The following is a 13,184-nucleotide window of genomic DNA, read 5'->3' as shown; positions in this document are numbered from 1 at the left end:
GGCCGTGAACTTACGTAAGTTTACGGCCCATACAGCAAGCGGATCCTAAATTTATAAATAACAAAAAGAGAAAGGTGAAATTGACTCGCTCAATTTCACCTTTCTCTTGGTTAGAGACTAGTTATGTCCCAGCCTCTTTTTAGTTTTTTTCTAAGGGGTTCCAGATAAGTCTGTTTTATGCCAAATGATCGCTACATTGTTCAGCTGTTCACCAGCCTATAGTAACCCGTCACAATCTTACGCGGCAGCACCCCGGCGACAACATCGATCGCCTCCGTAAGCTTTTCAAGATCGACTCCGGTACGAACCCCCATCTGCTCAAGCATGAACACGACATCTTCCGTCGCCACATTCCCAGTCGCTCCCGGTGCGAACGGGCAGCCGCCGAGTCCGCCGGCCGAGCTGTCGAACCGGTCGATGCCCGCTTGCAGAGCCGCGAAAATATTCGCCAGGCCCATTTTCCGCGTGTCATGGAAATGGGCAGTCAATAATATATCCGGGAGCTCTTTCCTCAGCCGGGAAAAAAGGGAGTAGGCTTCCGACGGTGCGGCCATGCCGATCGTGTCGGCTACACTCAATTCATCCACGCCGAAATCTGCAAATTGCCGGCATAATTTTATTGTATCCGCTTCCAAAATTTTGCCTTCAAAAGGGCAGTAGAAAGAGGTCGAGATGCAGGCACGAATAAATACACCTTTCTGCTTCAAGTCCGCCATTAGCGGTTCGAGTTCTGTCATCGCCTCTGCCGTCGTTTTGTTGATGTTTTTTCGGTTGAAAGAGTCGCTGACGCCGACAAAGACGGCGATGGAGCTGCAGCCGGATGCGAGGGCCCGCTCTGCTCCCCGCCGGTTCGGGGCGAGGACGATGGGGCGGAGAAGGTCCGGGCACCAGGCGGCGATCTCCGCTGCATCCTTCATCTGCGGTACCCATTTTGGAGAGACGAAGGAGGTGATCTCCATTTCTTTGATTCCGGAGAGGGTGAGTTTTTCGATAAATTGCAGCTTAGTGGCGGTTTCCACGAAGTGCGGTTCGTTTTGCAGCCCATCTCGCGGTCCGACTTCAATAATCGTCGCTTTTTTCGGCAGGTTCATCCCAATTTCCCCCTTATAGAAGATTTGATTATAGGATAAAATCAAGAGATTGATAGCGGAAAATTAAAAAAGTTCCTTACCAATTCTATTGTACCATTTTCATCATGTGAACCTTTTTCAAGAACGCCATAAGAATAATTGAAAAATTTGAAAGCCTCTAGAGACTTTGTGCTACTATACATGATAAGAAGAGAGGTTATTCAAGGTTTCGAAATATGATAAAGTATCGGGGGTGCAATTATGTGGTTACTATTCGGACTGATTGCTATAGTCGCAACTTTTATGAATCTTTATATGTATAAAACAGGGAAAGATTATAAATTTGCGATGGCAATGGGCTTATCATTTACGGCATTGACACTATGTGCAGAACATAGCCTTGTATCTAATTGGGTAAAAGTTAAAGATTGGTCGGCTTTAATGGATGTTGTGCCTGGTATGGAAAAGGCATTATGGTTTTTGACAATTGTTTCGATCTTTCTAAATATAGCGCCAATACTTTTAGAACGAAAAGGTAAGAAATAATTCCTTATTATATGCAATTATTGTGTAACGCTTGATGTAAAACTAACGGGCGTGGTAGTTAATAAGGATAGTAATGTATACAAAAAAACACTCAGTTTAATCTGCTGAGTGTTTTTGCTTATCATTTACAATACCTCAACAACCGAACCCGTTATCTATTCAGGAGGATTTTTAATCCACTAATCATAGCAAAAGCCGGACTTTTCGTCCGGCTTCGCCATTATTTCATATTCAACAGCTTCTGCTTCAATTCGTTTTCCATCGTGATCAGTTCCTGCTCGGCTTGGGCACGCTTCGTGCGGCCTTCCTGCTGGATCTTGATCGTTTCTTCCAAGGTCGAAATCAGATTCGCCTGGGTTTTCTTCAGCGTTTCAATGTCGACAAGACCCCGTTCATTCTCACGCGCCGTTTCAATCGTATTGGTCTTCAGCATTTCAGCATTTTTCAGCAGCAGGTCATTCGTTGTCTGGGACACCTGCTTTTGCGCTTCGACAGCTTGGCGCTGGCGGATGAGGGTGAGGGCGATCGCGATCTGATTTTTCCAGAGCGGAATCGCCGTCATGATCGACGTCTGGATCTTTTCAGCGAGCGCCTGGTTCGTGTTTTGGATCATCCGGATTTGCGGCGCACTCTGGATCGTAATCTGCCTGCTCAGCTTTAAGTCGTACAGACGCTTTTCGAGCCGGTCGGCAAACTGAATCATGTCGTTTACTTCCTGGTAGGCCATCTGGTCACCGGAAGTCTCCGCTTTTTTCTTCAATTCAGGAATCGTTGTCGTCCGCAATTCCTCGATTTTCAGTTCCCCTGCTGCAATATAGATGTTCAGGGCATGAAAGTATTCCTTGTTCTTCTCATATAATTGTTCCAACACCTGCAAATCTTCCAGCAGAACGTTTTTCGACTGGGTCAGCTTCACAGAGATCCGGTCGATCTGAGCGCCAGTCTTCTGGTACTTTGACATGACTTCTTGGATCGAGTTATTGATTTTGCCGAACATTTTTGAGAAAAAGTTCTTTTTCTCGGGTGCGAGCTCATCTGGATTGACGGATTGGAGCTTGGCCATCAGGTCGCCCAAAATGTCGCCGATCGGACCGATGTCCTTGTTCTGCACATGATCGAGCATGGAAGCGGAAAAATTCGTCAGCTGCGACTGGGCCTGTGTTCCGTAACCGATGATCGCCTGATGGTTGGCAGGGTCGATCTGCTTGGCAAGGTCAAGTGCCCGTTTGCGATTTTCCTCCGGCAACGTGTCAACAAGCCGGGTAGGCGCCTGTGATGCAGCAGCCTGTGTTTGTAACTGGGGCTGAAGGTTCAGTTCCTCTTGCCCGAACGGATTGGCGAGCAGGTCATCAAGGCCGCCTGCCGGTTCTTTCAGGATGGATTCTTTATTTTGTTCAGTCATTCTTCGTGCTCCTTTCCTCATCAAGAGGGTTGTATTCCAGTTTTTTCAGCGAATGCCGGGCCACGTCCAGCTCAAAGCGGAGATCGTCCACGTCTGTTTCCAGCACATGGTAAATGTCTTTTTTGATCGAATGGCTCAAATCCTCAAGCGTGCTCTGCGTCTCTTTTAGCGAAATGTAAATCTGGTCGTTCTTGACCGGTTGTGAGGCGAGACGGGCGTAACGCTCCGACAATTCGACGACCGAGTCAAGATGATAGAAGAAAAACCGCTCTGCCTGAAAAAAACGGCGCGGGTCCTTTTTGATGATGGAGTACATTCTTTTTGCCAGCTTGCTGAGCTCATACAGCTGCTTGAAGGCCCCCATCGTCCGGACGGAGAGAAAGGCTTTCTGCAGGCGGCTGATCTTCTTCTTGGCATCGGCAAGGTTCCTCTGGATATACGCATACTCTTTTCTGGTCAACCTGTTCTTTTTAAGAAATTTATAATCTAATATTCCTTTTACCCCAAAAAACGAAACTACACTTACTCCGAGGGAAAGAAGGAAAGCGGTCAATACGGTAATGTCGGCTGCTGCAGCAAGGATGATCCACAGAAGAATCGTTTCCACTGTAGCTGCCATCCCAAGAAAAAACGAATAGATGGGTTTCATTTGCATCTGCTCCTATTCTGTGCGATTCATCTGTTATACGCTTGTATGAGCAAAAAGTTTCATCTTTCTCCTCTTATTATAGGGAAAATCTGCCTCGATTGAAAGCGGAACGATGGACAGACGGTGAAAAGCCCAAGCAAAAAAGGGTATTTGCGCCAAATGGCGAAATTTAAATAGATGTAAGCGTTTACTAAATTGCGGAGGAGGGATAAAGTGAAGAAAATCTATACGTCCTTTAGGGAAGCGGTCCGTAAAATTGAAGACGGGGCGACATTGATGGTTGGAGGCTTCGGCCTATGCGGCATCCCTGAAAATCTTATCCTGGCTCTGGCGGAAAAAGGCGTAAAGAATTTGACCGTCATCTCGAATAATTGCGGGATTGATGATTGGGGGCTCGGCCTTCTGCTCCAGAACAAGCAGATCAAAAAGATGATCGGCTCCTATGTCGGTGAAAACAAGGAGTTCGAGCGGCAGGTGTTGGCGGGAGAACTGGAGGTGGAGCTCATTCCACAGGGAACGCTTGCGGAAAAAATTCGTGCGGGCGGGGCAGGAATACCGGCATTTTATACCCCGGCCGGAGTCGGTACGCCAATCGCAGAGGGAAAGGAAACGCGGATGATCGGTGACAAGGAATATGTCCTTGAAGAGGCACTCTTGGCGGATTACAGCATTGTGCGGGCATGGAAAGCAGATAAGATGGGGAACCTCATCTACCGGAAAACAGCACGTAATTTCAACCCGCTGATGGCTGCGGCCGGGAAGGTCACGATTGCCGAGGCGGAAGAAATATACGAGGCGGGTGAGCTTGATTCGAATTCGATTCACACACCAGGAATTTATGTCCAGCATCTCATCCGGGGCGAACAAGAGAAAAGGATCGAGCGAAGAACCGTCAGCAAAGAGGAGGGTGCTTGATGGCGGGTGAAAGAGCAAAAACGAGGGAAAGAATTGCTAGGCGGGCGGAAAAAGAAATCAAAAGCGGTGACTATGTCAATCTTGGAATCGGGATGCCGACACTCGTCGCCAATTTTATAGAAGAGGATAAGCAGGTCGTTCTCCAATCGGAGAACGGTCTGCTTGGCATCGGGCCTTACCCGGCGGAATCCGAAGTCGATGCCGACCTGATCAATGCCGGCAAAGAAACGGTAACCGAAATTCCGGGAGCCGCTTATTTCGACAGCGCAGAATCATTCGCGATGATCCGCGGCGGACACGTGAATATCGCCATCATAGGCGGAATGGAAGTGTCAGAGAAAGGAGATTTGGCGAATTGGATGATTCCAGGTAAAATGATAAAAGGGATGGGTGGTGCGATGGACCTTGTCCACGGCGCCGGAAAAATCATTGTCATTATGGACCACGTCAACAAAGACGGAGCCGCCAAAATCCTCCGTGAATGTGGACTGCCGCTCACCGGCAAACGGGTTGTCGATCGGATCATCACCGAGCGGGCCGTCATTGATGTAACAAAGAACGGCCTCGTCCTGAAGGAAGTGGCAAAAGGCTTTACAGTCGAGGAGATCGTCTTATCGACAGAGCCGGATCTGCTGGTTGATGACGGGCTTATCCATGATGCCTATTAATACGCAAGGAGAAGAGAGAGAAATGGCCAAACATAGACAAAACAAGCGGGAAGCAAAAGAGAAAGATACCGGATCATTGACGCTGAAAGACGGCCTTGACAGCGATGTGCTGAAAAAACTCCAGCTCGCCAAAACCGAGATGCTGAAGGCAGAAGAAGACCAAAAAGCCGCCGAACAAAAACGGAAAATCGAAGAGCGGAAACAGCGCGAAAAGAACAAAACGTTCGAAGAACTGCTCAATGAGACAGATATGAATTGGAAAAACTACAAATGACCGGAATCACGGGGAGCGGCCTTTAAAGGCAAGCTCCTTTTTGTTTAGGCAAGTATGGCTTCAACGAACATTTCCCTCGGTACTTGTTGCCCTTCACCATTTATTCTCCTGCGGCCCGATATTTTAACTGAATTTCCTCCAACCGTTGTTTTTTCTCCAGCAGATCCTCTGTCCAGACCGTGTCTTCGAACTCCACGTCCTGTTGATGAAACCAGTCCGGCAGCATTTCCGTTCGAATGATCTTTCGGTTCCGGGCCGGGTGCCGGGCTTCTCCTGTGCTCGTCACCAATACTTTATAGGCATACTTCCAGGCGAAAATCGACTTGGCTGCGGTTGTTTCCAGTGCTTCGATAATTCCTTCAACCGGAAAACGGCGGCAGGCTTCTTCCAGTTCCTTCTGCTGCTCTTTGCGGAGCGGGAAAAATTTCAATGCTCTCATCTTGTTTTTAACCGTCTGGCACGCTTCGGACAATGAATCTTCCTGTTTCTCTGACTCAGGGGCATCCGTTTCTATGATGTTCGCTTGCTCCGTTCGATCTGCTTCGGCGGGGCCGAGCAGCGCGTACCAATTGGTTCGGTCATACCGGTGCCTTCCATGCTGTTCAATCCGGATCAGCCCCTGTTTCTCCAGCGAAGCGAAAATTCGTTTAATTGTTGACAGCGACCAAAACGGAAGCAGCTCTTGCCATTCCACGTATGTTTTCGGGATCCACTTTGTTCCTTCCAGCAATACGCCTGAAAGGAGGATTTCGTCTTCAAGCCACCCAAGTAAAATGCTTTCATTCAAACCGACTTTTTCAGCGCAATGTATATCAATTTTTATTTGCTTTGCCATTTTTTATCACTCCTGCCCATCATATAGCAGGTCCAGGGTCCGAAAGGACACCCTCTTATGGTTGATTATGAATGATTAAGATTTTTATAGGGTTTTAACGGTTTTAAAGATTAAAAGCTTAAAGAGGAGGCCGGAGTGGGACGTTCGGGGGAAGGCGAAGTCGCGATACGAGAATTAGGAATTTCCAGAGCATGAGCAGCCAATCCGATCTTAACGTCCGACGAGGGCTGGCACGATGAATCACATATGACCCAAGGCTTGCTAGCGGCAGATGTAAAATTGGAAGTCTGATTGAAGATTTTGAAATATATGTTATATTCAAAAAGCAAGAAGCCGATCAGGAAGGGAATTTTGGAGTGAGCCAAGAAACAGTTTTTGCGGAGGATGAGGGAGCCATAGTAGTGAAATACCGGTTCCATGAATAGCACTTTATAACCCTTCTTGTAGGGTATTTTGGTTTCTCATATAAAAGCCACGGATAAGTTTTGATGGCCATTTTGAAACTAAAAAATTCCTCAAGACGTCAGTTTAGTAGGGGAACTAATGTACAGAAGCTCAAACCGGCTCCTGCACCAAAGAACATGATGCAAAGTTATACAAAGAATAGGTGACGAAAGATATAGAAGATAAATACAGTCTGAGAGGAATATTCATTATGGAGCTGCAAAAACATTTTGTTCGGTCGGTGCGTTTATATTTTAAAGAACAAGGTGAATCATGGTTGCAAAGTTTACCCGATATCATTCGATATTGCGAGCAAAAATGGGGGCTGAAGATAAAGGTGCCCTATCCACTTTCCATCAATTATGTGGCACCTGCTACGATGGAAGATTCGACAGAGGTAGTCGTAAAGATCAGCATCCCGGGAAAGGACTTTTTAAATGAGCTGGAAGCATTGCGTCTGTTTGAGGATAGAGGAATCGTCCAACTGATCGACTACGATAAGGAAAAAGGAGTACTCATTCTGCAAAAACTTTCACCCGGGTATACCTTGGCTGAACTAGCAGACGATGAGGAGGCTTGCCGGCTTGCCGCGAATGTGATGAAAAAACTGACCATTCCTGCGCCGGTTACTACCCGAATATCAACGGTCAAGGGAAGAGAAGAAGAGCTTCGGAAAATTTTGCATGAACATCCCAATGGAGTTGGGCCTATCTCCCAGCAAACCCTCGAAAGGGCGTTGAGAGTCTTCACCTATTTACTTCAAACAACAGAACGATCTTTTCTCCTTCATGGGGATTTTCACCATTATAACGTGCTCTCATCTGGGGAAGGGGACTGGTCGGCGATTGATCCGAAGGGCCTAATCGGAGAGATTGAATATGATCTCATCCAATACATGTTAAATAAGCTCCCGGATCAGAATGCTTTTCAGGTGATTCAAAAGCGAGTAGAGATTTTCACGGAAGAACTTCATCTAAACAAAGAGCGGCTCTTGCTTTGGGGATATTGTCACTCAGTGCTGGCAACCGCATGGACAGTTGAAGATGACAAAACCTATAACAAAAGCTTTTACCAAGGGATTGAGATATTTGAAAAGCTGTACAAAGATGATTTTGGCAAATTGATTGATACATATTTTTGATGTTTTTAAAAAGGGATCAATTTGTCGCCGCAGGGTTATCTCTTATACGAGGAGGCCGCTATGATACTGTCCATAAAAGGAGTTTCAAAGTCTTACGGGAAGTCACTGGTGCTGAATGATATTTCATTAGAGATTGCCGAGCCGAAAATTTTGGCGCTGGTCGGGCCAAATGGCTCCGGCAAGTCGACGTTGCTGAATGTGATTACGAACCTGCTGAAACCCGATAAGGGGGATGTCTTCATTCTTGGCAGATCGAACCGGAATGCCGACCTTTTTAAGGAAATCTCGTTCCTGCAGGACAATTCGGTCTTGTACGAATATCTCACGGGCTATGATCACCTTCAATTTATCGCCGATATCCAGGGGCTTTCGAGACAGGCAATCACAGATGCAACAGAAAGACTGGGGATCACCGGGTATATGCACAAAAAGGTTGGCCATTATTCTCTCGGGATGAAGCAGCATTTGCTCGTTGCGATGGCCATCGTCAATGATCCGAAGCTGCTTATCCTTGATGAACCGCTGAACGGGCTTGATCCGACAAGTGCAATCAAAATCCGCAGGCTGCTGCTTGAACTATACAAAGAGGGGAAGACAGTTCTCGTTTCCTCGCATAACTTGCCGGAAATCGACCAGGTCACTTCTGACATTCTCTTCCTGAAGGATGGACGGATCATCGAGGAAAATATCCGGCAAAATGAAATCCTTTATTATCTGGTGAGCTTTGATCAGCCTGAAAAAGGTGAAGACGTATTGCGAGAATTTTCATTTCCTTTTGAAAAAGTGGAGGGGAAAATAAAATTGGACGACCTTCATTCATTGGCGGAGATGACGAAAAAGCTTGACGAGGCTCAGGTGCAAATTATGGACATCGAAAAAGTGAAGATGGGAACGGAAAGCAGGTACAGACATCTTTTTGCAAAGGAAGTAGAGTGATGGGGAAGCTGCTGACGTTTGAACTTAAAAAGTGGTGAAGCAATGGAAGTTCTTATGGATGCTCATCATTGTCCTTTTGGCGGGCTCTGGCCTTTTCACCCTTAATCAAAAGCAGGAAGCAACCCGCCCTGACAGGGCAGAGGAACGAATTATCCCGTATATTAGAGAGATCTCGAGTGCGAGAGACATGCTTCAGGAGCTTTCCCGAGAAGGGAAGGCCGATGAAAGCCAGGAGCTGCAAAAGGAAGACATCAGCAATATCGGCGCCTCCCTGTCCCAGTGGAAAGTGGCCATTAACAATAGCAGATGGGATGAGATGCCGGTCATCGAGATGGAATTCTGGCAGGGAATCCGTGAATATGAAAGCCACGGAGGCCTATTTTCCAGCCTGCAAGGCATGGAAAGGGAAATGGCGATTGAAAAGAACAAATGGATGGTCGAGCGCCGGCTTGCCTATGATGATGAACAATATGCGCTCTCTCCCGGACTTGTGATGAATCATCTTGCGGATTGGTCCTTTTCATGGTGGGGCTTGGCACTTGCCGTGCTTTTATTTGGCACGGTTGTCTCGGGAGAAAGGGAGCAGAATACATGGTCACTGCTGAGGACGCAGCCGATTCCGAAGTGGAAGCTGTACGCGGCAAAATATTTCAGTGCCGCCATCAGTGCCGGATTCCTGATCGGCTTGGTGTTTCTGATTGGGATGGTCATCCCGCTCTTGTTTGCGGATTACGGACTCAATCTCGATTATCCGCTCATCATCGTCTTCCCAGATCATTTTGTCACCATCACTGTCCTTGACCTGTTCCTTCGGAAAGCGACCTTGTTTTTCGGCAGCAGTTTGTTCGCCTTCAGCCTGGTCTTTTTGCTCAGCAATTGGCTGAAAGGCTCATTCAGTGTGTTATTGGGAACCGCGCTCACTTTCATGGGAATGTTCGGGCTGGCCGGCCTATCCGGTACAATCGAAAAACCATGGAATCCGTTCTTTGCGATCCAGGCTTTGGCGGAAGCACAGGAACTGACGGGAAACGAAGTAGTGGCAGGATTGATCTCAAGTCTTATCTGGGCTGTACTCCTTCTCTTCCTGGCTATCCGTCTGCCGGAAAAGAATCTGGAGTTGTTCGGAGGCAAAACAGTCATCAGACCGTTTTCTGACAGAGAGACAGGCAAAAGACGAGCTGCAATCCGAAAATTACTTTTGTTTGAATGGCGGAAGACGTGGAGACGGGGGCATTTTCTGCAGGCAGCAGCTGTACTTTTGGTTTTGGCCGGCTTCCACTTTGTTCACTCTTCTATCGAATCAAAAGCGCTGAAAGAGGCGTATTTGCATAAGCTCGACAATATGGATTCCGAGCTTGATATCTTGCGTATTATTAGGGGAATGGAGACTGATCACCCGGAGGCTTATTTTTTCCAAGAGGAAAAAGAAAAAGCAATCAGCATACTGGAAGAGGAGGTGCGGCTGGCAAAAAGGGCCTACCTCGAATACCAGGACGGGAATTGGCTTCCATTTTACCAGTATCAGCAATTTGTGGACAGAAGGTATAATGATGAATTTGATACAGGATTACTGGGCAATTATGCGGCGTCTTTCATCGGTCAAATGGCTCTGGATGCGAGTATCGAAGAAAAGAATTGGCTGATGAAATACAAACTGCAGCCGGTATTTACAGGGGAGTTAATACTCACTCCGTTTTCTTCTAGAGATGAAAAGGAGATAAAAGCGGAGGAAGTGAAGGCCGAAAACCACAAAAAAGTGGACAGCAGCGGGCTATTTGGCCTTTATTCTTTATTTGTGAACCACTATGTCTTCGTTATGATCATTTTGCTCTTTTTCCTATTTGGCGGCGGCCTGGCAATGGAAAGAGGGAAGAATCCGACCATCTGCCTTTTGCGCACACAACCTGTCTCGCTTTCATCGATCTACCAGGCAAAATGGCTGTCTGCTCTCAGCATCTCCCTGCTGACGAGCTTGGGAGTATTTACCTTCGCTCTTTTGCTCGGAACCTTGTTTGATCGTTTTGGAGACTGGATGTACCCGGTGCTGTTCTACGATACCACTTCGGTTGCCGAAGCCGAGGGGTATACAGGCTTTCAATCACAATGGATGGGCTTTCATTTCATTCCGATGGGAGAATACGTCCTCCAGGCAATTATGCTATTTTGTCTTGGATTGATCTTTATTCTCACACTTTCACATGTTCTCGGCCTGTTCTTGAACCGGTTTGGTGCTGTAGCCCTGACGCTAATCGTTTCTCTCGGCGGCTATTTCATCAGCACCGAGTTCTATCAGCGTTCCGCCCAATATTTTCCTTTCACTTTCTTGCATCCAGCCAAGATTGCAAATGGGGAACTGGCGGTAACACTTAACAATGCAGGTGTGACGGTTTGGATGGGGGCCATCATCCTGCTTGCTTCCACATTGGCTCTATGGTTAATTGGCAATCTGCTGGTTTTGCGGGCAAAGTAGTGAACGACGTTTATTTTATGGTTGATAATAAAAAAAGAGCATGTTATATATAATGTTACATGTGTATAAAATAACTATTTGAAGTAACTTTTGATATCGTAATTCCAAAATATGTAACCAATGATGTGACCAAGTAAATAAGGATTGTGAAACAGAAAATATAGCCTTGGCTGAAAGCTATATCACCTCTCCTTATTGAAACCCTATCACGGAGGTGTTAGATAAAAACTAACCGAGTCGTTTCGTTACAAACGTTTAGAGGACTTAATAGTTATTATTAATGTCGAATAAAGGTGGTACCGCGTCATAAAGACGTCCTTTCTAGGACTCTTTATGACTTTTTTATTTTGTTATTTTACTTTCTCAGGAGGAAAAGGCATGTCACAAAAAGTAAACGACTTTTCAAAATGGTATATTGATACGATTCAAAAAGCTGATTTAATGGATTACACCCCAGTTCGTGGTTGTATCGCTTTTAAACCAGATGGCTATGAGATTTGGGAACATATTCAAGAAGAGATGGATAAACGATTTAAAGAAACGGGTCATCGGAATGCATACTTTCCGATGTTAATTCCGGAATCCTTCTTTCAAAAGGAAAAGGATCATATTGAAGGATTCTCACCAGAGCTTCCTTGGGTAACAGAAGCGGCAGGAGAGAAATTGGAAGAACGATTAGCACTTCGTCCAACTTCAGAAACAATGATTGGACATTTGTATTCTAACTGGATCAATAGCTATCGGGATCTCCCGGTTTTAATTAATCAATGGGCTAACGTATTCCGCTGGGAAAAGAAAACTCTTCCCTTTATCCGAACCTCAGAATTTTTATGGCAAGAAGGCCATACAGCTCATACGGATGAAGAAGAAGCGCGTCAGGAAACGATGCAAATGTTAACGATTTATAAGGAGGTCGTGGAAGGATTACTTGCGATTCCAGTATATGATGGTCAAAAGACTCCATTAGAACGCTTTGCTGGAGCTGTTGATACATTTTCCATTGAAGCGATGATGAAAGATGGAAAAGCCGTACAAGCAGGTACTTCACATTACTTAGGTACAAAATTTGCGGAAGCCTTTGACATCAAGTATTTAACGAAAGAAAACAAACACGAATATGTTCATACTACATCTTGGGGGACGTCCACCCGTTTAATCGGTTCTGTGATCATGGTTCATGGTGATGAACAAGGTCTTGTATTACCGCCAAAAATTGCCCCGACACAAGTTGTTTTGATTCCGGTCGGTCCATGGAAAAAGAACCCTGCGATTGTGGAGAAACTAGATGAAATCTTTGCAGCTTTAAAAGCGAAAGGAATTCGCGTTCGTCTTGATGATTCTGATCAATCACCAGGTTATAAATTCAACGAATGGGAGTTAAAAGGCGTGCCTGTACGTGTTGAACTGGGTCCACGGGATTTAGAAAATGATCAAGCGCTACTAAAAGCTCGCGATGCAGAGGAGAAAGTTTCCGTGCCTTTAGAATCGATTGTTGAAAGCATTGGAAAAGAGCTGGAAACGATGCAAACCCGTCTTTTTGAAAAAGCTAAAGCTTTCCGTGAGGAGCATTCACACACACATATCGATACGATGGAAGATTTAAAACAACATCTGGCGCAATCCGAGCAAAACGGGACTATTCCCGGCTGGATCTTAGCTGGCTGGTGCGGCGACGATACATGTGAAGAAATGGTAAAAGAACAAACAAAATTCACATCGCGAAACATTCCATTTAACCCAATCACGACAAAGCGAACATGCCTTCATTGTGGGAAAGAAGCAAAACACACCGTTTGGTTTGCTCGAGCGTATTAATATATTCCCCTTAGATCGT

Annotated in this window: 12 protein-coding genes and 1 other annotated feature; of the genes, 8 read left to right on the top strand and 4 right to left on the bottom strand. The window is 46.1% G+C overall.

Annotation, left to right across the window (positions count from 1 at the left end; all coding sequences use genetic code 11):
- Positions 1 to 200 precede the first annotated feature (200 nt).
- A complete protein-coding gene (locus AC0TWI_RS07175; protein ID WP_488125653.1) occupies positions 201 to 1,091 on the bottom strand; it encodes a hydroxymethylglutaryl-CoA lyase in 891 nt (296 codons plus the stop codon).
- A gap of 240 nt (positions 1,092 to 1,331) precedes the next feature.
- Here AC0TWI_RS07175 and AC0TWI_RS07170 point away from each other — a divergent pair, with 240 nt between their 5' ends.
- Complete coding sequence (locus AC0TWI_RS07170; RefSeq protein WP_488125652.1) at positions 1,332 to 1,616, top strand: hypothetical protein; 285 nt, start codon at positions 1,332 to 1,334, stop codon at positions 1,614 to 1,616.
- A gap of 220 nt (positions 1,617 to 1,836) precedes the next feature.
- Here the strand turns inward: AC0TWI_RS07170 and AC0TWI_RS07165 are convergent, their stop codons facing one another.
- The gene (locus tag AC0TWI_RS07165) at positions 1,837 to 3,018 is read right to left on the bottom strand and encodes a toxic anion resistance protein (RefSeq protein WP_488125651.1); all 1,182 of its coding nucleotides are present in this window, start codon (positions 3,016 to 3,018) and stop codon (positions 1,837 to 1,839) included.
- A complete protein-coding gene (locus AC0TWI_RS07160; protein ID WP_488125650.1) occupies positions 3,011 to 3,667 on the bottom strand; it encodes a 5-bromo-4-chloroindolyl phosphate hydrolysis family protein in 657 nt (218 codons plus the stop codon). The genes AC0TWI_RS07165 and AC0TWI_RS07160 overlap by 8 nt, the downstream gene beginning before the upstream one ends.
- A gap of 213 nt (positions 3,668 to 3,880) precedes the next feature.
- On the opposite strand from AC0TWI_RS07160, the gene AC0TWI_RS07155 reads away from it, so the two are divergent.
- Genes AC0TWI_RS07155 through AC0TWI_RS07145 form a run of 3 tightly spaced genes read left to right on the top strand, consistent with a single transcriptional unit; the run spans position 3,881 to position 5,524 of the window.
- On the top strand, positions 3,881 to 4,582 hold the full coding sequence (locus tag AC0TWI_RS07155) for a CoA transferase subunit A (RefSeq protein ID WP_488125649.1): 702 nt from the start codon (positions 3,881 to 3,883) through the stop codon (positions 4,580 to 4,582).
- Positions 4,582 to 5,250, top strand: coding sequence for a 3-oxoacid CoA-transferase subunit B (locus AC0TWI_RS07150; protein WP_488125648.1), 669 nt, complete (start codon positions 4,582 to 4,584; stop codon positions 5,248 to 5,250). The genes AC0TWI_RS07155 and AC0TWI_RS07150 overlap by 1 nt, the downstream gene beginning before the upstream one ends.
- Positions 5,251 to 5,272: 22 nt before the next feature.
- Positions 5,273 to 5,524 (top strand): YqkE family protein, encoded by a 252-nt coding sequence (locus tag AC0TWI_RS07145; protein ID WP_488125647.1) that lies wholly within the window; start codon positions 5,273 to 5,275, stop codon positions 5,522 to 5,524.
- A 100-nt stretch (positions 5,525 to 5,624) separates the two neighbouring features.
- Here the strand turns inward: AC0TWI_RS07145 and AC0TWI_RS07140 are convergent, their stop codons facing one another.
- Entirely contained in the window at positions 5,625 to 6,359 is a 735-nt protein-coding gene (locus tag AC0TWI_RS07140) for a hypothetical protein (protein WP_488125646.1), read from the bottom strand.
- 721 nt (positions 6,360 to 7,080) lie between these two features.
- On the opposite strand from AC0TWI_RS07140, the gene AC0TWI_RS07135 reads away from it, so the two are divergent.
- From AC0TWI_RS07135 to proS, 4 genes are all read left to right on the top strand, one after another.
- Positions 7,081 to 7,944: an aminoglycoside phosphotransferase family protein gene (locus tag AC0TWI_RS07135; protein WP_488125645.1), complete on the top strand. Its 864-nt coding sequence runs from the start codon at positions 7,081 to 7,083 to the stop codon at positions 7,942 to 7,944.
- Positions 7,945 to 8,004: 60 nt separating this feature from the next.
- On the top strand, positions 8,005 to 8,880 hold the full coding sequence (locus tag AC0TWI_RS07130) for an ABC transporter ATP-binding protein (protein WP_488125644.1): 876 nt from the start codon (positions 8,005 to 8,007) through the stop codon (positions 8,878 to 8,880).
- Between the two features lie 31 nt (positions 8,881 to 8,911).
- Positions 8,912 to 11,350 carry an ABC transporter permease subunit gene (locus AC0TWI_RS07125; RefSeq protein ID WP_488125643.1) on the top strand — a complete coding sequence of 813 codons (2,439 nt, stop codon included), beginning with the start codon at positions 8,912 to 8,914 and terminating at the stop codon, positions 11,348 to 11,350.
- A gap of 111 nt (positions 11,351 to 11,461) precedes the next feature.
- Positions 11,462 to 11,673: a binding site (T-box leader), on the top strand.
- Positions 11,674 to 11,728: 55 nt separating this feature from the next.
- Positions 11,729 to 13,165: a proline--tRNA ligase gene (gene proS, locus AC0TWI_RS07120; RefSeq protein WP_488125642.1), complete on the top strand. Its 1,437-nt coding sequence runs from the start codon at positions 11,729 to 11,731 to the stop codon at positions 13,163 to 13,165.
- Positions 13,166 to 13,184 lie beyond the last annotated feature (19 nt).

The organism is Lederbergia sp. B243.17 (assembly GCF_057657925.1).
Note: the sequence above shows the minus strand (reverse complement) of the source record. Positions and strands in the feature narration are given on the sequence as shown.